At 64.5% G+C, this 18,483-nt stretch carries 19 protein-coding genes; 11 read left to right on the top strand and 8 right to left on the bottom strand.

The features are described 5' to 3' along the window. Nucleotides 1-19 precede the first annotated feature (19 nt). Together ACLFLU_RS00205 and ACLFLU_RS00200 are read left to right on the top strand one after the other, a co-directional pair. Nucleotides 20-1,291 (top strand): DUF2157 domain-containing protein, encoded by a 1,272-nt coding sequence (locus ACLFLU_RS00205; RefSeq protein ID WP_426410383.1) that lies wholly within the window; start codon nt 20-22, stop codon nt 1,289-1,291. Further along, nucleotides 1,288-1,881: a GDYXXLXY domain-containing protein gene (locus ACLFLU_RS00200; protein WP_426410382.1), complete on the top strand. Its 594-nt coding sequence runs from the start codon at nt 1,288-1,290 to the stop codon at nt 1,879-1,881. Before ACLFLU_RS00205 ends, ACLFLU_RS00200 begins: the two co-directional genes overlap by 4 nt. Here the strand turns inward: ACLFLU_RS00200 and ACLFLU_RS00195 are convergent. Continuing rightward, a complete protein-coding gene (locus tag ACLFLU_RS00195) occupies nt 1,878-3,281 on the bottom strand; it encodes a PLP-dependent aminotransferase family protein (RefSeq protein WP_426414184.1) in 1,404 nt (467 codons plus the stop codon). The two genes, ACLFLU_RS00200 and ACLFLU_RS00195, sit on opposite strands and share 4 nt — an antisense overlap. 126 nt (nt 3,282-3,407) lie before the next feature. Between ACLFLU_RS00195 and ACLFLU_RS00190 the strand changes: the two genes are divergently transcribed. Further along, on the top strand, nt 3,408-4,268 hold the full coding sequence (locus ACLFLU_RS00190) for a DMT family transporter (RefSeq protein WP_426410381.1): 861 nt from the start codon (nt 3,408-3,410) through the stop codon (nt 4,266-4,268). Between the two features lie 12 nt (nt 4,269-4,280). Here ACLFLU_RS00190 and ACLFLU_RS00185 read toward each other — a convergent pair whose 3' ends face one another. Next, nucleotides 4,281-5,495, bottom strand: coding sequence for an EAL domain-containing protein (locus ACLFLU_RS00185; protein WP_426410380.1), 1,215 nt, complete (start codon nt 5,493-5,495; stop codon nt 4,281-4,283). Nucleotides 5,496-6,070: 575 nt separating this feature from the next. Continuing rightward, entirely contained in the window at nt 6,071-7,234 is a 1,164-nt protein-coding gene (locus ACLFLU_RS00180; protein WP_426410379.1) for a hypothetical protein, read from the bottom strand. Between the two features lie 344 nt (nt 7,235-7,578). Here ACLFLU_RS00180 and ACLFLU_RS00175 point away from each other — a divergent pair, with 344 nt between their 5' ends. Beyond that, on the top strand, nt 7,579-8,199 hold the full coding sequence (locus ACLFLU_RS00175) for a LuxR C-terminal-related transcriptional regulator (protein WP_426410378.1): 621 nt from the start codon (nt 7,579-7,581) through the stop codon (nt 8,197-8,199). Between the two features lie 42 nt (nt 8,200-8,241). On the opposite strand, the gene ACLFLU_RS00170 is transcribed toward ACLFLU_RS00175, so the two are convergent. The 4 genes from ACLFLU_RS00170 to ACLFLU_RS00155 all read right to left on the bottom strand — a co-directional run bounded on the left by ACLFLU_RS00170 (nt 8,242) and on the right by ACLFLU_RS00155 (nt 10,744). Next, nucleotides 8,242-8,490 carry a hypothetical protein gene (locus tag ACLFLU_RS00170; RefSeq protein ID WP_426410377.1) on the bottom strand — a complete coding sequence of 83 codons (249 nt, stop codon included), beginning with the start codon at nt 8,488-8,490 and terminating at the stop codon, nt 8,242-8,244. Between the two features lie 98 nt (nt 8,491-8,588). Beyond that, nucleotides 8,589-9,002, bottom strand: a complete 414-nt coding sequence (locus tag ACLFLU_RS00165) for an Hpt domain-containing protein (protein ID WP_426410376.1) — start codon at nt 9,000-9,002, stop codon at nt 8,589-8,591. A 137-nt stretch (nt 9,003-9,139) separates the two neighbouring features. Then, nucleotides 9,140-9,835 (bottom strand): Crp/Fnr family transcriptional regulator, encoded by a 696-nt coding sequence (locus tag ACLFLU_RS00160; protein WP_426414183.1) that lies wholly within the window; start codon nt 9,833-9,835, stop codon nt 9,140-9,142. 198 nt (nt 9,836-10,033) lie between these two features. After that, the gene (locus ACLFLU_RS00155) at nt 10,034-10,744 is read right to left on the bottom strand and encodes a Crp/Fnr family transcriptional regulator (RefSeq protein ID WP_426410375.1); all 711 of its coding nucleotides are present in this window, start codon (nt 10,742-10,744) and stop codon (nt 10,034-10,036) included. An 880-nt stretch (nt 10,745-11,624) separates the two neighbouring features. Between ACLFLU_RS00155 and ACLFLU_RS00150 the strand changes: the two genes are divergently transcribed. The 6 genes from ACLFLU_RS00150 to ACLFLU_RS00125 all read left to right on the top strand — a co-directional run bounded on the left by ACLFLU_RS00150 (nt 11,625) and on the right by ACLFLU_RS00125 (nt 17,253). Further along, entirely contained in the window at nt 11,625-14,453 is a 2,829-nt protein-coding gene (locus tag ACLFLU_RS00150; RefSeq protein ID WP_426410374.1) for a hybrid sensor histidine kinase/response regulator, read from the top strand. A gap of 27 nt (nt 14,454-14,480) precedes the next feature. After that, complete coding sequence (locus ACLFLU_RS00145) at nt 14,481-14,954, top strand: chemotaxis protein CheW (RefSeq protein ID WP_426410373.1); 474 nt, start codon at nt 14,481-14,483, stop codon at nt 14,952-14,954. 36 nt (nt 14,955-14,990) lie between these two features. Then, on the top strand, nt 14,991-15,380 hold the full coding sequence (locus ACLFLU_RS00140) for a response regulator (RefSeq protein WP_426410372.1): 390 nt from the start codon (nt 14,991-14,993) through the stop codon (nt 15,378-15,380). 34 nt (nt 15,381-15,414) lie between these two features. After that, on the top strand, nt 15,415-16,287 hold the full coding sequence (locus ACLFLU_RS00135; protein ID WP_426410371.1) for a CheR family methyltransferase: 873 nt from the start codon (nt 15,415-15,417) through the stop codon (nt 16,285-16,287). A gap of 2 nt (nt 16,288-16,289) precedes the next feature. Next, nucleotides 16,290-16,607, top strand: a complete 318-nt coding sequence (locus ACLFLU_RS00130; RefSeq protein ID WP_128963451.1) for a PilZ domain-containing protein — start codon at nt 16,290-16,292, stop codon at nt 16,605-16,607. A 142-nt stretch (nt 16,608-16,749) separates the two neighbouring features. Further along, complete coding sequence (locus tag ACLFLU_RS00125; protein ID WP_426410370.1) at nt 16,750-17,253, top strand: response regulator; 504 nt, start codon at nt 16,750-16,752, stop codon at nt 17,251-17,253. A 54-nt stretch (nt 17,254-17,307) separates the two neighbouring features. Here ACLFLU_RS00125 and ACLFLU_RS00120 read toward each other — a convergent pair whose 3' ends face one another. Continuing rightward, nucleotides 17,308-17,625, bottom strand: a complete 318-nt coding sequence (locus tag ACLFLU_RS00120) for a hypothetical protein (RefSeq protein WP_426410369.1) — start codon at nt 17,623-17,625, stop codon at nt 17,308-17,310. Between the two features lie 176 nt (nt 17,626-17,801). Here ACLFLU_RS00120 and ACLFLU_RS00115 point away from each other — a divergent pair, with 176 nt between their 5' ends. Continuing rightward, a complete protein-coding gene (locus ACLFLU_RS00115; protein WP_426410368.1) occupies nt 17,802-18,437 on the top strand; it encodes a response regulator transcription factor in 636 nt (211 codons plus the stop codon). Nucleotides 18,438-18,483 lie beyond the last annotated feature (46 nt).

The following is an 18,483-nucleotide window of genomic DNA, read 5'->3' as shown; positions in this document are numbered from 1 at the left end:
CGTCAGGTGATCCACGACAATGTTCGACAAGACCTATCGGCAACGTCTCGAAGCCGATCTCGCGCAATGGGAAGCCGATGGCGTGATTGCGCCGGCGGCCGTCGCCTCCATTCGCAATGCGCTGCCGCCGCTCTCGCCCGGCATCAATATCGCGGTGGTCGTCGGCATTGTCGGCGGGCTCCTGATCGCAGCCGCATTCCTTGCCTTCGTCGCGGCACACTGGACCGAGATCGCGCGGCTGTTGCGGTTCGCGATCCTGCTTGCCGGCATGATTGTCGCCGGTGGCCTCGGGGCGTGGTTCGCGGCGACCGGCCGCGCCATTCTCGCCGACCTCTGCGCCAGCATCGGCGCGATCATCTTCGGTGCGGGCATCGCGCTGGTCGGCCAGATGTATCATCTCGGCGACGATTTTGCCGGCGGCATGCTGCTGTGGTCGATCGGCGCATTCGCCGCGGCACTTTTGACCGGCTCGCGCGGCGCGCTTGCGGTCGGGCTCGCGGCCGCCTGCATCTGGACCTGCATGCGCGTCTATGATGCACCGGACGCCCTTCATCTTCAGTTCGTGGTGGTCTGGCTCATTGCCGCCGCTGTCGCATTCGCGTGGAATTCCCGGGTGGCGGCCCACCTCGTCGCGATTGCCGTGCTTCCGTGGTGGATCGCGACGTCGCTTCGCTTCGATTTCAATGGCGCGCAGCCGTCCTTCGTGCTCGCGAACGGCGCGGCCCTGCTGTTCGGCGCCGGGCTCGCGATCGCCGCCGTGCCGTCGCCGCGGGCGCATCGGCTTGGATCTGTCCTGGCGAGCTATGGCGCATTCTCGCTGGCCGTCGTCGCCTTCCTGGAGGTGACAACGGTCGACGATCTCTTCCGTCTTCGGACAGGCGCGACTGCGGCGCAGCCGCTGTGGGCAATCACGTGCGGCGTCGCGGGTGTGGTCCTCGCGCTTGCGTCCGCCGGCATTACCAAGCGTGTCGGCGAAATCCTCGCAGCATGCGCGATCGGGCTTGTGCTGCTCGCCGCGCCGGTCTGGCCGGCATCGACGGCCGGCGAGCCATGGTTCGCTTATGCCGCGCTGCTCGGCGCCATGCTGTGCCTCGTCGTCTCCGGCGTGCTCGACGATGTACGTCCGCGGATCGTCGCCGGCTGGCTCGGCATCGCCGGCGTCATCGCTGCGATCACCTGGGCGGTGAAGGGCTCGCTGCTGCGCCGATCGGCCTTCCTGGCGGTGGCCGGCGTCGTCGCCGTCGCATTCGCAACCGCGCTCAATCGCGCGCTGCCGAGGGCTGAACGATGATCAGGTTCATCGCGCTCTGGCAACGTATCCCGAAGGCCGTGTTGTTCGGTGCAGCCATCCTGCTTCAATGCGCGCTGCTGATTCTGATGGTCGCCGACCGCGTGCGGATCCTGCGCGAAGGCCGTGAGGTGACCTTGCAGACCCGGCCGGTCGATCCGCGCGATCTCCTGCGCGGCGACTATGTCGTGCTCGGCTACGACATCTCGCAACTGCCGGCGGGTGCGCTCGCCGGCCAGCCGACCGCCGAGCGCAATCCTGTCGTGTTCGTCAAGCTCGCGCCTGATGCCAACGGCCTCTATCAGGCCGTTTCCGTGCATGCCGCGCCTGTGACGGTCACGGCGCCCGAGGTGCTGATCCGGGGCCGTGTCAGCTATTCCTGCGGTTCGACCAGCCGCACCTTCTGCGACAAGCTGCAGATCAGATACGGACTCGAAAGCTATTTCGTGCCCGAAGGCGAGGGCAAGACGCTCGAGCAGGGCCGCAACCAGCAGAAGCTGCGCGTCGTCGCCGCTGTGCTGCCCTCAGGGCGCGCGGCGATCAAGCGGCTGCTGCTCGATGGCCAGCCGGTCTATGAGGAGCCTTGGTACTAGCGGTTGGGCTGCGCCTTCAACGCCCGCCGCAGCACGTCCCACATCCGCGGATCGCTCATATGCGCCACGTTGAAGCGCATGGAATTCGACGCTGACTGCGACACGCTGAACACGTTGCCGGGCGCGAGCACCACGTCCTCTTCGAGCGCGGCGCGCGCAACGGCTGTGGCATCCTGCGCGTCGGCGAGACGGCACCACAGGAAGAAACCGCCGCGCGGCATCAGCCAGGGCTCGATGCCCAACGCCCCGAGTTTTCGCGCGACGTCGCGTCGGGTGCGCGTGAGCTTTTGCCTGAGCTCGTCCATGTGCTTGCGATAGCTACCGCCGGCCAGCACCTTTGCGATGATCTCGGTCGCGACCGGGCTCGGGCCACCAAATCTGGTCGCGACCTGGAGGTCGACGAGATGCTCGACCCAGTCGGCCCGCGCGGCGATGTAGCCACAGCGAACCGACGCCGACAGCGTCTTGGAGAAGCTGCCGATGCGGATCACGCGGTTCAGTCCATCCAGCGCGGCAAGGCGCGGCGATCGCTCCGGCTCGAAGTCGCCAAAAATATCGTCCTCGATGATGGTGAGATCGTGCGCGGCGGCCGCGATCAACAGCCGGTGCGCGGTCTGAAGCGAGGGTGTCGCGCCGGTCGGATTGTGCAGCGCTGAATTGGTGATGTAGAGCCGCGGCCGTTCGCTGCCAAGAATCTGCTCGAAGCGCGCGACGTCGGGGCCCGAGGGCGTATAGGGCACGCTGACGATCTTCGCCTGATGCGCGCGCAGCAGCGCACGGAAATTGAAGTAGCAGGGATCGTCGACCAGCACCGTGTCGCCGGGACGTAGCAGGAAGCGGCAAATCAGGTCGGTCGCCTGCGTGCCCGAACCCGTCAGCATCAGCTGGCCGATCGAGGCCTCGATCTCGTCTTCTGCGAGGCGCGCGAGCAGCAGCCGGCGCAGCGCCAGCGAGCCGGATGTCGAGCCGTAATTGGTCAGCACGCTCGCGTCGGTGCGGGCAAGCGCCCGGGTGGCGCGCCGCAGTGCCGCTTCCGGCATCCACTCCGGCGGCAGCCAGCCGCAACCGGGTTTTGGCACGGCCGCGTCGGTGTCGAGCGATTGCCGGGAGACCCAGAACGGATCGACCGCCCGATCGCGGCGCGGCTCGACCTCGGTCAAGGCGAGCGGCGGCGTGACCGTCGGCGACACATAGAAGCCCGAACCGCGGCGGGCGCGGATCAGGCCTTCTGCAGCGAGGCGATCATAGGCTTCCACCACAGTGGACGGCGAGACGCCCGTCGTGGCGGCAAGGCTGCGGATCGACGGCAGGCGGTCGCCGGCACTGAGCGCGCGTCCGGCGATCCTGGTGCGGATCGCGCTCATCACGTCGATGGTCCGGGTGCCGCCGCGACCCTTCATTCGCGCTTCGATGTTCAAGGTGTACTGCCTTCCACATCCATACAGTTTAGCCAGATTGTACTGGATTGTGGCTGGTCTCGCCACCGCCGAAAGCCGACAGTGGCAACTCAAAAAAGTGGGACGGACATGCAATCTGCGGGCAGCGGCTGGGGCAACGGCCTTCTCGGCGTCATCATCTTCAGTGGTTCGCTGCCGGCGACGCGCGTCGCGGTCGGCGGCTTCTCGGCGCTGTTCCTGACGTCGGCACGCGCGATCATCGCGGCGCTGATCGGTGCGGCCGTGCTCGGTCTGCTGCGCCAGGCGTGGCCGCAGCGCAGGGATTTCGTCTCGCTGACCATCGTCTCCATCGGCGTCGTGGTCGGCTTCCCGTTGCTGACGGCGCTGGCGCTGCAGCACATCACCTCGGCGCATTCGATCGTCTTCATCGGCTTGCTGCCGCTGTCGACCGCGATCTTCGCCGTGCTGCGTGGCGGCGAGCGGCCGCAGCCGCTGTTTTGGCTGTTCGCAATTCTCGGCAGCGCCACGGTGGCAGGCTTTGCCCTGTCGAATGACGGCACCGCATCAGTCGCCGGCGATCTCCTGATGGTGGCTGCGGTCGTGCTGTGCGGGCTCGGCTATGCCGAAGGCGCCGCGCTGTCGCGCCGGATCGGTGGCTGGCAAGTCATCTCCTGGGCGCTGCTGCTGGCGCTGCCGCTGATGCTGCCCGTCATGATCTGGACCTGGCCGTCGACCTGGAGCAGCGTCGGTGCGCCGGCCTGGATCGGGCTCGCTTATGTCTCGATCTTCAGCATGTTCGTCGGATTCATCTTCTGGTATCGCGGGCTCGCGATCGGCGGCATCGCGCGCGTCGGCCAGTTGCAACAGCTGCAGCCCTTCTTCGGCCTCGCATTGGCGGGCTTCCTGCTGCACGAGCCGGTCGCATGGAGCATGATCGCCGCGACCGCGCTCGTGGTCGTCTGCGTGTTTTTCGCGCGGCGATACGCCTGAGGCCCTCGCGCCTCACTCCTGTCCCATCACCGTCCGCGTCTGCGTGCTTCTTGCAAACTTCTTCAGCGGCATCGGCTTGCCGAACAGATAGCCCTGCACCTGGTCGAAACCGAGCTCGTTGACGGCCATCAGGTCGCCGCGGCTCTCGACGCCCTCGGCGACGGCGCCCGCGCCGTAGCCCTGTGCGAGTTCGACGATGTGGCGGCACACCGTCCGCTTCAGGCGGTCATTGCCGCAGCCGGTGACGAATTGCCGGTCGGCCTTCAGCTTGATGAAGGGGATTCCGTCTCGCCCCATCAGCGCCGGCCAGTTGGCGCCGAGATTGTCGATCGACAGGCCGATATTGTGGAAGCGCATTTCGCGCGCGATCTCGGTGAGGAAGGCGAGATCGTCGAGCGCCTCTGCGCTGGCGATCTCGATCGTCAGCCCGCCAAAGGCCGGATGCGTCGGCACCCGGCGGCAGAGATCGCGCACGGCCTGCGGCTCTTTCAGATAAGGCGCGGGCAGGTTGATCGACAGATCGACCGCGCTCTGCCGTTCCAGAAGATAGTGCCAGTCCTGCAGGGCGCGCTCGATCACGAACTCCGACAGGTCGCGGAAATGCGGATCGTCCTCCTCCGGGATGAAATAAGCCGGCGGCACCACGCCCCAGGTCGGATGCCGCATCCGCACCAGCGCCTCGGCGCCGCAGCGGACCAGCGAGCGCGCGTCGATTTTCGACTGATACCAGAGCTCGAGCCAGCCCGCATGCAGGGCTTCGCCGACATGCACGGCTGGGCTCGGTGCGGGTTCATCGGGCAGCAGCATCGCGACGCGCTCGCGCAGCGTCTCCGCGGCAAAGGGCGTGGTGAGCGGCGGCAGCATCGCAAGCCCGTATTCCTCGCCGACCTGCTGTACGGCCTTCACGATGATCGACTCGCGGGCGCCCACGGTCAAAACCTTGCCGTCGAAGGTCTCGCGCACCAGGGTCTCCAGGAATTGGCCGGGTTCGATGCCGTCGGCGGCGATGCCGAGCAGGATCAGGTCCGGCAGGTCGGTGGCGAGCATGGTCTGCAGCTCGCTCGCACTGCTGCATTCGCTGGTGACGAAGCCGAGATCCTCGAGCACCTCGCGCATGAAGGCGCGCAGATGGCGCTTGCTGTCGGCCACGCATGCGCGCGGCATCATCTTCCGCCGTCCGAAGGTCTTCAGCCTCCGCCCGACGAGCTCACCAATCCTATCGTCCATCTCAAACCACTCCCGTTCCGCGGCCGGTGTTAGCGACGTGAGCAGTTTCAAATAAGGAGGGCTTGAGCCGATTGTTGAATTATCTGGGTAACGTTAAAGCCCCCATCATTCCTAAAATTGTTCGGATTCTCTTCGAGAAGTTTTTACGTCTGTCCGCGCCTTGCGCGCGCGCGTGCGACAATCATGCGACATTTTCGTAGCGTGCAGTTTGGCAGCGAGCGCGGCCGTGTCCTGTAATTGGACGAGGCGGCGCGTGCTTTGCCCAATTGAATAATCGACGCCTCATTTGCCTGTGGCTTTGTCGTGCTCGGCCATGCCGACCGCCTTCTCGTCATAGGCCGGATAGAATTCGGTGCGGTCCAACTCGCCCGGCTGCTGAGCCGACGAGTGTGAAGCACCTCACATGCGTATTGCTGCACCTGCGCTATAGGTCAGCCTAGCCGGTGGTGGGCTGTCAGGGATTGCAGCTATGACGACGCGGCGATTGATCTATTGGTGGTTCAGGTTCGTCATGTCAGGGCGATTTCTCGATCGCTTCCTGTGCTTGCCGGACGCGCCCGAATAGCGGGCGAAAATCAAGTCGCCCCGATCAATTTGCGAAACGCCGCCGCGCCGTCCTGCACGGCGTCGCGGCCCTTCCAGGCCAGATAGCTCAGCTTGCCACCCAGCGTATCCTGGCTGCGCAGCCGGCGCGATCCCAGGATGTGACCGACATTAGCGGGAAAGCGGCTGACCTCGGCCGACACCAGTGCCGCGATCGCATCCATCAATTGCTGAAGCCGGACGCCCCATTCGCTCTGCTCGACGCCGTCGATGCGAAGCTTGAGCGCATGTTCGGCGTCGTAGATTTCGGTGAGCAGGTCGCGTGCGACCAGGAAACGGTTGCGGCGGAGTGCGATCCGCAGGGCGAGGCGCCTGTCGTCGAGCCGGTCGAGCACCATGGGAACGACGCAGGCATAGGGCGCAGCTGCAACCTCGGCAGCGCTCTTGCTCGCGGCCGCCCTGGTCGCAAGGTATACGAGCTGCCAGAATGTCTTCAGGCGCCTCGCCACCAGCGTCAGCGCAAAGGGCAGCGCATCGGGGTTGGCCTTCTTGAAAGCGTCGAGCTGCGCGGTGATCTGGGCGACCTGGCCGTCGTCGAATTTCGTGATGGTCTCGGGCAGCTTTTCATTGAACTTCGGCAGCGCGTCGCCGGCGCGCAGCACTTGCTGCATCTTCTTCACGTCGTCGAAGGCAGTGCGCGAAGCCGTGTATTGCGCCAGCTTGCCGCGCGCAAATTCGGTGCTCTCCGCTGACGCGAGCGTGTTCTCGAGCACCTTGACGACCTTGCCTTGAAAGGCTGTCGCGATCTTCTGCACTTCCTTGGGATTGTTGGCGGTGACCTGGTCGTTGATCGCCTTGACGTAGTCGCGCGCCATGGTCGGCAAGAGGTCGCGGCAGATCCATTCCCAGATCGGAGTGAGCGTGTTGCGCGAGATCCGTCCCGCATTGGCGTGCTCGGGCGCGCCGTCGATCAGCAGCAGCTCGAGCGGCGCGAAGAAGTAGCGCGAAGGATTGGTGGCGCGCGCCTGGGTCGAACCGTCCTTGCGAAATTCGGCACGCAGTTTCGCCTGGATTTCGGCGGAGCCCGGCATGTCGATGCCGCACAGTTCGAGCCGATCGAGTTCGCTGAGCAGACAGCTGCGCGACAATGGCGTCAGCTTCTGCAGGAACTCCGAAAGCTCGTCGACCTCGTCCATGGCACGCAATCTCTCGCAACGATTCCAGCAGGCCTACTGGCGGCCCAGTGCATGGAGGCATTTGCGCGCTCTCAATTGTGACAAAGAGAAGCAGGCCGCCGTTAATTTATCCGTAAAGTCCGGGGGGCTTAGGGGCCAGGCGCGGGAGCGATCGTTAAGAAGGCTTTTGCCGTTCCGCCTACGATTTGGGCAGATTCATCAACCCTGACATGGTCACCGATACAGTCGTACAAGCACAAATTGTGCCGACGTCGCCATTTCAGCGCAGAACTGACATAATTACCGTAGTCTTACGGAGCAAAAAGTTAACCACAGATCGGCCCGGGTTCCGCTAAACAGGTCACATGGGGTCACAGAACGATACGGTTGCTGATTCACGGCCGTCGGAATGGTTCGAAAGCGGCATTGTTCCGGCCGAAGAGCTTGATTTCGTCCGGCTGAACGCCGTCCGTGCCAAGGCGGCGGACGAGATGGCCGCTGCCATTGCCCGCGAGCTCAACGGTCCCCTGACAGCACTCTTGCTCTACATGGGCGAGATCAAGCACCACAGCGACCAGCTCGCGCCGGTCTCGGCGGACCGGCCCTATTTGCAGCAGGTCGTCGAGAACGCGCTGGCCCAGACCGAGCGCGTTTGCGGCCTGGTCAAGCAGCTCGCCGGCTCCCACAAGGGCGCGTTGCCTGCGCCGTCCACGACCGAGGATGCCGAGTTGAAGGCCGGCCGCGCGCTAACGGTGCCGCGCGAGATGGGCTCCGAACTCTCGAGCCTGTCGGGCAAGCGGCTGACCAAGCGTGAGCGCGAAGTGCTGCGGCTGATCAGCGAGGGTTTTTCGAACAAGCAGGGGGCGCTGCGGATGCAGATCAGCCCGCGCACCTTTGAGAGCCATCGGGCCGAAGCCATGCGCAAGCTCGGGGCGCGCAACACCGCGGACCTCGTCCGCGCGGCGCTGCTGCATTCGATCGATTGAGGGGCGTGGTCCGGCGCCGCGCTGGTGGCGGGCGGTCGCGCCTTAAAAATAATCTTCGGCGAAGGGGCGCACGCGCGGATTGGGCCGCAGCGCCTTCGGCTCGTCCTTCGGGGCATTCGGGATGATGGTGATGGTCCAGCGCGGCGGGGTCGCCGAATCCTGCTCCAGCACCGAACGGACAAAACCCGTCACCGTGGACTCGCCCGCCTTCACCGTGGCCATCCGGCCGTTGAACTGTGCGATGCGGAAGCGACGGACCTCTTTCTCGTCCGTAGTCTCATAGGTGAACATGGAAACCCTCCTGGTTTCCGGCGACTATCGCCACCTATGATTAGTCATCTGTGAAAATTGCAAACCGTATAAGTACGGCGAGGTGCAGGCGGGGATGGTCAGCCCTGCGGGTCCTGCGCCTTTGCGGCGGCGAAGGCTTCATCCATCCGCTGCAGCAGATCGCTGAATTCGGCATCGTCCAGGGTGTCGGCGGTGCTCTCGAGCCGCAACGCCAGCGCCGCGAGCCGAAGATAGCCGAACGTCCTGGCCGTGCTCTTCAGCGAATGCGCCTCGCGTGCGATCCGGTCACGATGCTGGCCGAGCACGAGCGTATGAAACAGCTTCAGCCGCGCGCTCGTCTCGCTCCAGAACACCGCGCGCACCTCACGGGCGCCGTCCTCGCCGATCTCGCACACCAGCACGGTGAACGCGCCAGGCTCGCGCAGCGGTTCAGGCTCGCGCAGCGGTTCAAGCTCGCGCAGGGGCGCGGTATCGAGCGCGCCCTGCATGGGCGCAAAAGCGGTGTCGAACATGGTGTCCCGGTCCCCGTGACGCGCGTCGCAGTGCGGCGCGTCCGGGACATCTACGTCATTCCGATTTCGGTTCTGGTCACGAGATATGCGGTGTTTGCAGGCTGGTCTAAGCTCTTGCTTTACCATGCGCGCGCCCGTCAGGACCCAAGCAGCCGGTCGTACTGGGCCTTGACCGTGGCGTAGCATTCGCATGCCGTCTGGCGCAGCCCGTCCAGATTGAGGATCTGGATGTGTCCGCGGCTGTAGTGGATGAAATTGGCTTGCTGCAAGGTATTGGCGACCAGCGACACGCTGTTGCGCCGCGCCCCGATCATCTGCGCCATAACCTCCTGGGTCAGCAGCAACCGGTAGTCACCCGACAGATCATGGGTGTGCAACAGGCAGCGCGACAGCCGCGACTCCACCGGATGCGCCGCGTTGCAGCCCGCGGTCTGCTGCACCTGCGCGTAGACCGCGAGCCCGTGGCGCGTCAGCAGTGTCCGCAGGGTGGAGCTCTGTTCGGCCGCGATGCTCAACCGGTCGAGGTCCATCACCGATGCGATGCCGGGGACCAGCACGATCGCCGTGTTCAGTGCGCAGGCGTCACCCATGGTCGAGAGCGTTCCGAGCAGGCTGTCGCGGCCGATCATGGCGACCTGCACATGCTCGCCCTTGGCGAGCTTCACGACCAACGAGATGACGCCGCGGTGCGGGAAATAGGCACGTTTGAGCGTCTCGCCGGTTTCGACCAGCACGGCGTCATGCGGTAGATCGACCATGCGCAGATGTGCACGGATCAATTCATAATCGTCTGCCGACAGTGCCGACAGGAAACCGTTGGATGGGCGCGTCATCGTTTCCAAATCTGCCTCCCGTCTCATCCGCCGATGAATGCCCAGCAGCCGATTCACGATCCGCTGCACGGACAAGTTCCATCATGTTCCCGCCGGGATATATTGGCAATTGGCCGATTGTTCACAGCTACAGTCCGACAATCATCAGGTCCCGGCCGGTGTGGGCACCGGCATGCGACCAAAATGGTAGCGCTCACATCATCGCGGTCGCTCCAGCAGGCGCGCGTCATGGGCCTTCACGGCGGCATGGCAATCGCAGGAGGTCGCCTCCAGCGCCCGCAGATCGATGATCTCGATCTGGCCGCGGCTGTAGCGAATGATGCCGGCGCGCTGCAGTGCGTGGGCGACCAGTGAAATGGCATTGCGCCTGACGCCCATCATCTGAGCCAGAGTCTCCTGCGTGAGCGGGAGGGTTTCGCTGTCGGACAGATCCCGGGCCCGCAGCAGCCAGCGCGCCAGCCGCGCCTCGACCGGGTGCAGCGTATTGCAGAGCAGGGATTGCTGTGCACGCGCGAGCAGCGCCTGCTCATGCCGGATCATCAGGCTGCGAAACGGCGCGCTGGTCGCGGCGATGGCTCGAAAGGCCGTGATTTCAAGCATGGACGCGGTCCCGGGGAAGAGGACGATGGCGTCTGACGTTGCGATGCCGTCGGCGAGCGCCGCACCGCCGCCGACGATGCTGTCGCGGCCTAGCATCGCCACTTCGATCGTCTGTCCTTCGGAAAGGCCGACTGCAATCGAGACAGTTCCAGCGTGCGGAAAGTAGACGTGTCGCAGCGCTGCGCCTGCTTCGCCCAAGACAGTCTCTCTGACCAATTCAATCGTGATGAGATGAGGGCGCAACAGATCGAAGTCTGCGGCGTCGAGCATTCGCAGCAATCGGTTGGGCGGTGGCCCGCTCGCGATCATGCAAGGTCATCCAGCGCATTCGATGGAACGTCTGCGTCGCGCATTCGACATCCGGTTGCGCGTCAAAACAGATATATCTTATTGGTTGTGTTGCTGTCCATATACCTGATGGGGGGCAGACAGCCTGCTGCATTTGCGGCGGAAAATTGCGCGCTGGTTCGCGCACGCCCGGCGAACCCGTCCTGTGTCATCAATCGGGAATGAATGGCAAAGGGCCTTCATGAACTGGAATCGCGCAATCGACGGCAATTGCCTCACGCCATTGCGTGGTCTGGCCGCAGATCTCGCGTTCATCCCGTTCGCATGCTGCACAAGGCCGACTGTGCGCGCGGTCATCACCATTTCAATGCAAGCGAGAGGAGAACGGCGTGCGCCACGGTGCAATTATTGAATCGCCGCTGCTGGTCGCCGTCAGGGACTGTCTTGCCGAACGTCATGCCGCTGCTGCGCGGCTGGGTTAGCGCGTTATTGTTCGCGACGCGCGTGAGGTAAGAGTCCGTTTACCGCAAGCGCAGTCCTTGCGGATTTCAGCACAACATCGACAGACGGTCGCACACGCGATTCCGATCGCGCGTGATTTGAGTCAATTCGCGCAGGCCATGCATATCTCGCGATTCTAGCGGGATTTTTTTGCGCATGTCGTTCCGATGTTATCGGCGCGTTTACCTGTTGCGCGTCCGGCCATATGCCGCGTGGCGGATCGGTCGAAAACCGCAGTACCGCGCGGTCGGACAGCAAACTTCGCTTCAATATCCGTATTAGCACGGAGGATGAAATTAACGCGACCGTGAAATGGGTTGTCTAACGATTCAGGAGCGGACTTCTGCCGATTCCAAGCGCGGCGCAGGCGTCGGGGTCCAGCTCAGTCAAGGCGTAGCTCATGGATGATCTGTTGCGGGAGTTTCTGACGGAGACCAGCGAGAGCCTGGACACCGTGGACAATCAGCTGGTGAAGTTCGAGCAGGAGCCGAACAACGCCAAGATCCTGGATAACATCTTCCGCCTGGTCCACACCATCAAGGGTACGTGCGGCTTCCTCGGCCTGCCGCGGCTCGAAGCGCTGGCGCATGCCGGCGAGACGCTGATGGGCAAATTCCGCGACGGCATGCCGGTGACGGGACCGGCCGTGACGCTGATCCTGTCCTCGATCGACCGTATCAAGGAGATCCTGGCCGGCCTCGAGGCAACCGAAGCCGAGCCCGAGGGCACCGACCGCGACCTCATCGACAAGCTGGAAGCGATGGTCGCGCAGGGCATGGCGGCCATGTCAGGCTCGGCGCAGCCGATGCCGGCCGCCAGCGCCGCGGCTCCCGTTGTTGCTGCCGTCGCTGAAGCGCCGCCGCTGGTGCCGGAAGCGCCGGCTGCGGCTGCTCCCGCTCCCGCAAAAGAGATGACCATGGGCTCGCTGATCGACCAGACCCTGGAGCGCCCACTGCGTCCAGGCGAGGTCTCGCTCGACGAGCTCGAGCGCGCCTTCCGCGAGACCGCGATCGAAGCCCCGGCGCCGGTTGCCGAGGTCAAGGCCGCGCCCGTCGCTGAAGCGCCGGCGCCTGCTGCCGCCAAGGAAGTCGCCAAAGAGAAGGCGCCCAAGGAGAAGGCCGCGCCGAAGAAGTCGATGGCCGACGAGGGGGCCTCCGAAGGTGACCGCATCGCCAACCAGTCGATCCGCGTCAACGTGGATACGCTGGAGCATCTGATGACCATGGTCTCCGAGCTGGTGCTGACCCGCAACCAGCTGCTGGAGATCTCCCGCCGCAACGAGGACACCGAGTTCAAGGTGCCGTTGCAGCGCCTCTCCAACGTCACCGCCGAGCTGCAGGAAGGCGTCATGAAGACGCGCATGCAGCCGATCGGCAATGCCTGGCAGAAGCTGCCCCGCATCGTCCGCGATCTGTCGAGCGAACTCGGCAAGCAGATCGATCTGGAGATGCACGGCGCCGACACCGAGCTCGACCGCCAGGTGCTCGATTTGATCAAGGACCCGCTCACCCACATGGTGCGCAACTCCGCCGATCATGGCCTGGAGACCCCGGCCGAGCGTCTTGCCAGCGGCAAGGGCGAGCAGGGCACCATCCGTCTGTCCGCCTATCATGAAGGCGGCCACATCATCATCTGCATCGCCGACAACGGCCGCGGCCTCAACACCGAGAAGATCAAGGCCAAGGCGATCTCCTCAGGTCTCGTCACCGAGGCCGAGCTGGAGAAGATGTCGGAAGCCCAGATCCACAAGTTCATCTTCGCCCCGGGCTTCTCCACCGCGGCCGCCATCACCTCGGTCTCCGGCCGTGGCGTCGGCATGGACGTGGTCCGCACCAATATCGACCAGATCGGCGGCACCATCGACATCAAGTCGGTGGCCGGCGAAGGCTCAAGCGTCACCATCAAGATCCCGCTGACCCTGGCCATCGTCTCCGCGCTGATCGTCGAAGCCGCCGGCGATCGCTTTGCGATCCCGCAGCTCTCGGTGGTCGAGCTGGTCCGTGCCCGCGCCAACTCGGAGCACCGCATCGAGCGGATCAAGGACACCGCGGTGCTGCGGTTGCGCAACAAGCTGTTGCCGCTGATCCATCTGAAGAAGCTCCTGAAGATCGACGACGGCGCGGCCTCCGACCCCGAGAACGGCTTCATCGTGGTCACTCAAGTGGGCAGCCAGACCTTCGGCATCGTCGTCGACGGCGTGTTCCACACCGAAGAAATCGTGGTCAAGCCGATGTCGACAAAACTGCGTCACATCGACATGTTCTCGGGCAATACGATCCTGGGCGATGGCGCGGTCATCATGATCATCGACCCCAACGGCATTGCCAAGGCGCTCGGCGCCGCCGGCTCCTCGGCCCATGACATGGCCGACGACAACGGCGCGCTTCACATCGGCTCCGGCGAGCAGACCACCTCGCTGCTGGTGTTCCGCGCCGGCTCGTCCCAGCCCAAGGCGGTCCCGCTCGGGCTCGTCACCCGCCTGGAGGAGCTGCCCTCCGACAAGATCGAGTTCTCCAACGGCCGCTACATGGTGCAGTACCGCGAGCAGCTGATGCCGCTGGTGGCCATGGACGGCGTCACCGTCGCCACCCAGGGCGCGCAGCCGATCCTGGTGTTCGCCGACGACGGCCGCTCCATGGGCCTCGTCGTCGACGAGATCATCGACATCGTCGAGGAACGGCTCAACATCGAGGTCGGCGGCTCCGCCTCCGGCATCCTGGGTTCGGCCGTGATCAAGGGCCAGGCCACCGAGGTGATCGACGTCGGCCATTTCCTCCCGATGGCGTTTGCCGACTGGTTCACCCGCAAGGAGATGAAGCCGTCGATGCACTCGCAGTCGGTGCTGCTGGTCGACGACTCGGCGTTCTTCCGCAACATGCTGGCACCGGTGCTCAAGGCCGCCGGCTACCGCGTCCGCACCGCGCCGACCGCGCAGGAGGGTCTTGCGGCCTTGCGCGCCCAAAACTTCGACGTGGTCCTGACCGACATCGAGATGCCCGACATGAACGGGTTCGAGTTCGCGGAAGTGATCCGCTCCGACAGCAATCTGGGCGCGATGCCGATCATCGGCCTCTCGGCGCTGGTGTCGCCGGCCGCGATCGAGCGCGGCCGTCAGGCCGGCTTCCACGACTATGTCGCCAAGTTCGACCGTCCCGGTCTGATCGCGGCGCTGAAGGAACAGACCGCGGGCGCCGCCGGCGCCTCCGAGCTGAGCCGGGCAGCGGCGTAAGGGCTTTAGGGATCAGGAGCCACTGAAATGAGCAAGAAGACCCAGTCCGCCGAAGGCGCCATGGTCGAGTACGTCACCGCGATGATCGGCGGCCAGCTGTTCGGCCTGCCGATCTCCCGCGTCCAGGACGTGTTCATGCCCGAGCGCGTCACCCGCGTTCCCTTGTCCTCGCGCGAGATCGCGGGCGTGCTGAACCTGCGCGGCCGCATCGTCACCGTGGTCGACATGCGCGCCCGCCTCGGCCTGCCCAAGCCCGAGGACGGCAAGACGGCGATGGCGGTCGGCGTCGACCTGCGCGGTGAATCCTACGGCCTCCTGATCGACCAGATCGGCGAGGTGCTGCGCCTGCCCGAGGACAGCAAGGAAGACAACCCGGTCAATCTCGACCCCCGCATGGCCAAGCTCGCCGGCGGTGTCCACCGTCTCGACGGCCAGCTCATGGTCGTCCTCGACGTCGATCGCGTCCTTGAGCTCAAGACCGAAGTGCAAATGGCTGCCTGAACTTTCACGGAAGACATTTAAAGCCGGAGAACCAAGATGAAGACCTGTTTGGTGGTTGACGATTCCAGCATCGTTCGCAAGGTCGCCCGTCGCATCGTCGAATCGCTGGGCTTTCAAGTCATTGAAGCGGAAGACGGCGTCGAGGCGCTGGTTCATTGCAAGAAGGCAATGCCGGAAGCCATCCTGCTCGACTGGAACATGCCCGTCATGGACGGCTTCCAGTTCCTCGGCACGCTGCGCCGCATGCCCGGCGGCGAAGAGCCCAAGGTCGTGTTCTGCACCACCGAGACCGGCATCGACCACATCACCAAGGCGATGGGCGGCGGTGCCAACGAGTACATCATGAAGCCGTTCGACAAGGACATCGTGATGGCGAAATTCCAGGAAGTCGGACTGGTCGAACGCGAAGAACAGACAGCTGCCTGAAAATGCACCTGCTAGTAGCGTCAAGAGGTATCCTGTGAACTCGCTCGACTACGAGTATCTGCGTAAAGTGCTGAAAGAGCGTTCTGGTCTCGACCTGTCCGCCGACAAGCAATATCTGATTGAAAGCCGCCTGCTGCCGCTGGCGCGCAAGGCCGGGCTCTCCGGTATCTCCGAGCTGGTGCAGAAGCTGCAAGGTGGCTCGAGCGCGCTGATCACCAGCGTGGTCGAGGCCATGACCACGAACGAGACCTTCTTCTTCCGCGACAAGGTCCCGTTCGACCACTTCCGCGACACCATCATGCCGGACGTCCTCAAGGCCCGTGCCAGCCGCCGCAGCGTGCGGATCTGGTGCGCCGCAGGCTCGACCGGGCAGGAGCCCTATTCGCTTGCGATGACCCTGAAGGAGATGGGTGCGGCCCTGACCGGCTGGCGCGTCGAGATCATTGCGACCGATCTCTCGCAGGAAGTGCTGGAGAAGGCCAGGGCTGGCCTCTACAGCCAGTTCGAGGTGCAGCGCGGCCTGCCGATTCAGCATCTGGTGAAGTACTTCAAGCCGAACGGCGAAACCTGGCAGATCAACCCCGAGCTGCGGGCGATGATCCAGCACCGGCAGCTCAACCTGCTGCAGGATTTCTCCCAGCTTGGGAGTTTCGACGTCATCTTCTGCCGCAACGTGCTGATTTATTTCGATCAGGAAACCAAGATCAACATCTTCAACCGCCTGGCCCGCCAGATCGAGCCCGACGGCTTCATGGTGCTCGGCGCGGCGGAGACCGTGGTCGGACTGACCGATACGTTCAGGCCGATTGCCGATCGTCGTGGCCTCTACAAGCCGAACGATCCGCGCGCGGCGGCGGCGCCGATCGGTGCCGGAGCGCCGCGCATGGCGGCGATGGCAGGACGATAAGAATGGCCGAGGATGGCAAGGGCGCAGAGCGCGTCACATTCAGTCGGGGCTATGATGTCTGCATCATGGCCATCGACGGCACGTGGCGGCGCGACTGCACCCTCAATGCGATTTCCGACACGGATGCCATCCTCACGGTGGAGGGTTCGATCCAGGGGTTGAACCTGAAGGAGTTCTTCCTCCTGCTGTCGTCCACCGGCCTCGCCTATCGCCGCTGCGAGTTGGTGCGCGTCAACGGCGCCGAGATGGACATCCAGTTCCTGCGCGGCAAAAACCGCAAGAAGCGCGGCGCCGCCAGCGGCCATGATGCGGTGGCGTGATCGCCACGCGCAACGTACTGCCCTTTGCTGAAGCGTTGCTTCACATTTTCTGAAAACATCCGAACGAATTCGCCGACGCGGCTTTACGTGGTCTAAGCGCGTACCATGTATCAATGGCCGGTCGCAATTTCAGGGTCCGGACATGCCAAGAAGCTCTCTCTCTTCCGTCACATCAAACCTGCCCGACGCCGCCGAACGGCGCGCGCTTCAGCTCCTGGTGGTCGATGACGACGCCACGCAGCGCAGCCTGATCACGGTCGCCGCCAAGCAGGCCGGCCACGAAGTCGCCGTTGCGCCGTCGGTTGCGGAAGCCATCGAAAAGCTGCGCGCGGCGCGCTTCGACTGCGTGACGCTCGATCTCGTGCTGGAAGATGGCGACGGCATCGACGTGCTGCGCGAGATGGCGGCGGCGAAATTCACGGGCTCCGTGATCGTCATCAGCGGCATGGACGGCAAGCGCCGCAGCGCCGCCCGCAGCTTCGCCCGCTCCGTCGGGATCGAGCTTCAGAGCCTGCCGAAGCCGCTGGATCTCGCCGCGCTGCGCATCAGCCTCGCCAATCTCGGCAAGACGGCGATGGGGCTGCCGACGATCCATACCTGGGGCGGCGTCGCCACCGACGCGATCGTGGAGCGGCACCGCGCCTGAGGCGCGGAGCTGCCATGCAATCGGCTGCGGCAAACCGGTCCCGCTGATTGCAGACTATGCGGCGTTGCCAGGTTCCGACAGCTTCTGAAGGGCGTGGCCGAGCTCCGCCCGGCAGGTGTTGAGAGCGGCGCTCGCCGTGGCATAGCGGGGCGTGACGTCGTCGAGCACGACAATCTCGGTGGAACCCAAGCTGGCGCCCAAGATAGCGCTATCGTCTTCAGGCTCCATATCGTCCGAGGTCATGGCGGCGTCGATCAGACGCACGCTGATCTCGATGCGCGCGATCAGGGAGCGAAGTTCGGCCGCGATCAGCTGACGGCTATCGGCTTCAGCCAGCGCGGCGAGCGGGGGTGTATAGGCGTAATTTGGCATGGATATTTTCCCTCCCCCGCAATAAGGCACCTCAGCGCTACTTGTGCGTTAAGTTCATGTCCCGTACAAATGCGGGGTGGGCCGAATCTGCGCCGAAAGCCATCACGTTAGGCGCGGACGCGAGTCCTTGAATGCCGGACGTTCTTGGCAATCGACTTGGCGAATGGACATGGCACATGGTCGAACAAACCTCCCGTGGTGAGATCTTCGTGGTCGATGACGAGCCGGCTGTTCGCGACACCCTGTCGATGGTGTTGAAGGCGGCGGGGTATGAGGTGATCTGTTTTGCTGACGGTGCAGCACTGCTCTCCGTCGCGCGAAGCCGCACGCCGGCGGCCGTGCTGCTCGACGTGCACATTCCCGGAAAGTCGGGCCTCGATATTCTCAAGGAGTTGCACGGCGAAGACTATCCCGCGCCGATCTTCATGATCTCCGGGCAGGGCGACATTGCGATGGCGGTGGGCGCCATCAAGAGCGGCGCGCTCGACTTCATCGAGAAGCCGTTCCGCGGCAGCGAGATCGTCGGCCGCCTGGATGAGGCGATCGGCGCTTACGCACGCCGGCAGTCGGAGACTGCGTCGCCGAAATTCGGCTCGCTGCATTTCCCTGGACGCGAGCCGCTGACCCGCCGGGAGCGCGAGGTGCTTGAGCAGTTCGCTGCCGGTGCCTCCAACAAGGAAGCCGGCCGCACCCTCGGCATCAGCCCGCGCACCATCGAGGATCACCGCGCCAACATCATGAAGAAGCTCGGCGCCCGCAATGCCGCCGACCTGATCCGCATCGTGATGACCGCGGCCCAGCGCGCGTCGTAAAATGGTCTCGTGCCCCGAAAGCGGTGCATCATGAAATGATGCGCCG

The organism is Bradyrhizobium ganzhouense (assembly GCF_049949285.1).
Classification (GTDB): domain Bacteria; phylum Pseudomonadota; class Alphaproteobacteria; order Rhizobiales; family Xanthobacteraceae; genus Bradyrhizobium; species Bradyrhizobium ganzhouense.
Note: the sequence above shows the minus strand (reverse complement) of the source record. Positions and strands in the feature narration are given on the sequence as shown.

Coding starts and splice junctions, on each gene's coding strand:
- ACLFLU_RS00140 (WP_426410372.1), top strand. CDS start 14,991: ATGAAGACCTGTTTGGTGGTTGACGATTCCAGCATCGTTCGCAAGGTC.
- ACLFLU_RS00150 (WP_426410374.1), top strand. CDS start 11,625: ATGGATGATCTGTTGCGGGAGTTTCTGACGGAGACCAGCGAGAGCCTG.
- ACLFLU_RS00200 (WP_426410382.1), top strand. CDS start 1,288: ATGATCAGGTTCATCGCGCTCTGGCAACGTATCCCGAAGGCCGTGTTG.
- ACLFLU_RS00190 (WP_426410381.1), top strand. CDS start 3,408: ATGCAATCTGCGGGCAGCGGCTGGGGCAACGGCCTTCTCGGCGTCATC.
- ACLFLU_RS00165 (WP_426410376.1), bottom strand. CDS start 9,002: ATGTTCGACACCGCTTTTGCGCCCATGCAGGGCGCGCTCGATACCGCG.
- ACLFLU_RS00185 (WP_426410380.1), bottom strand. CDS start 5,495: ATGGACGATAGGATTGGTGAGCTCGTCGGGCGGAGGCTGAAGACCTTC.
- ACLFLU_RS00125 (WP_426410370.1), top strand. CDS start 16,750: ATGCCAAGAAGCTCTCTCTCTTCCGTCACATCAAACCTGCCCGACGCC.
- ACLFLU_RS00160 (WP_426414183.1), bottom strand. CDS start 9,835: ATGACGCGCCCATCCAACGGTTTCCTGTCGGCACTGTCGGCAGACGAT.
- ACLFLU_RS00155 (WP_426410375.1), bottom strand. CDS start 10,744: ATGATCGCGAGCGGGCCACCGCCCAACCGATTGCTGCGAATGCTCGAC.
- ACLFLU_RS00120 (WP_426410369.1), bottom strand. CDS start 17,625: ATGCCAAATTACGCCTATACACCCCCGCTCGCCGCGCTGGCTGAAGCC.
- ACLFLU_RS00205 (WP_426410383.1), top strand. CDS start 20: ATGTTCGACAAGACCTATCGGCAACGTCTCGAAGCCGATCTCGCGCAA.
- ACLFLU_RS00175 (WP_426410378.1), top strand. CDS start 7,579: ATGGGGTCACAGAACGATACGGTTGCTGATTCACGGCCGTCGGAATGG.
- ACLFLU_RS00130 (WP_128963451.1), top strand. CDS start 16,290: ATGGCCGAGGATGGCAAGGGCGCAGAGCGCGTCACATTCAGTCGGGGC.
- ACLFLU_RS00170 (WP_426410377.1), bottom strand. CDS start 8,490: ATGTTCACCTATGAGACTACGGACGAGAAAGAGGTCCGTCGCTTCCGC.
- ACLFLU_RS00145 (WP_426410373.1), top strand. CDS start 14,481: ATGAGCAAGAAGACCCAGTCCGCCGAAGGCGCCATGGTCGAGTACGTC.
- ACLFLU_RS00195 (WP_426414184.1), bottom strand. CDS start 3,281: ATGAAGGGTCGCGGCGGCACCCGGACCATCGACGTGATGAGCGCGATC.
- ACLFLU_RS00180 (WP_426410379.1), bottom strand. CDS start 7,234: ATGGACGAGGTCGACGAGCTTTCGGAGTTCCTGCAGAAGCTGACGCCA.
- ACLFLU_RS00115 (WP_426410368.1), top strand. CDS start 17,802: ATGGTCGAACAAACCTCCCGTGGTGAGATCTTCGTGGTCGATGACGAG.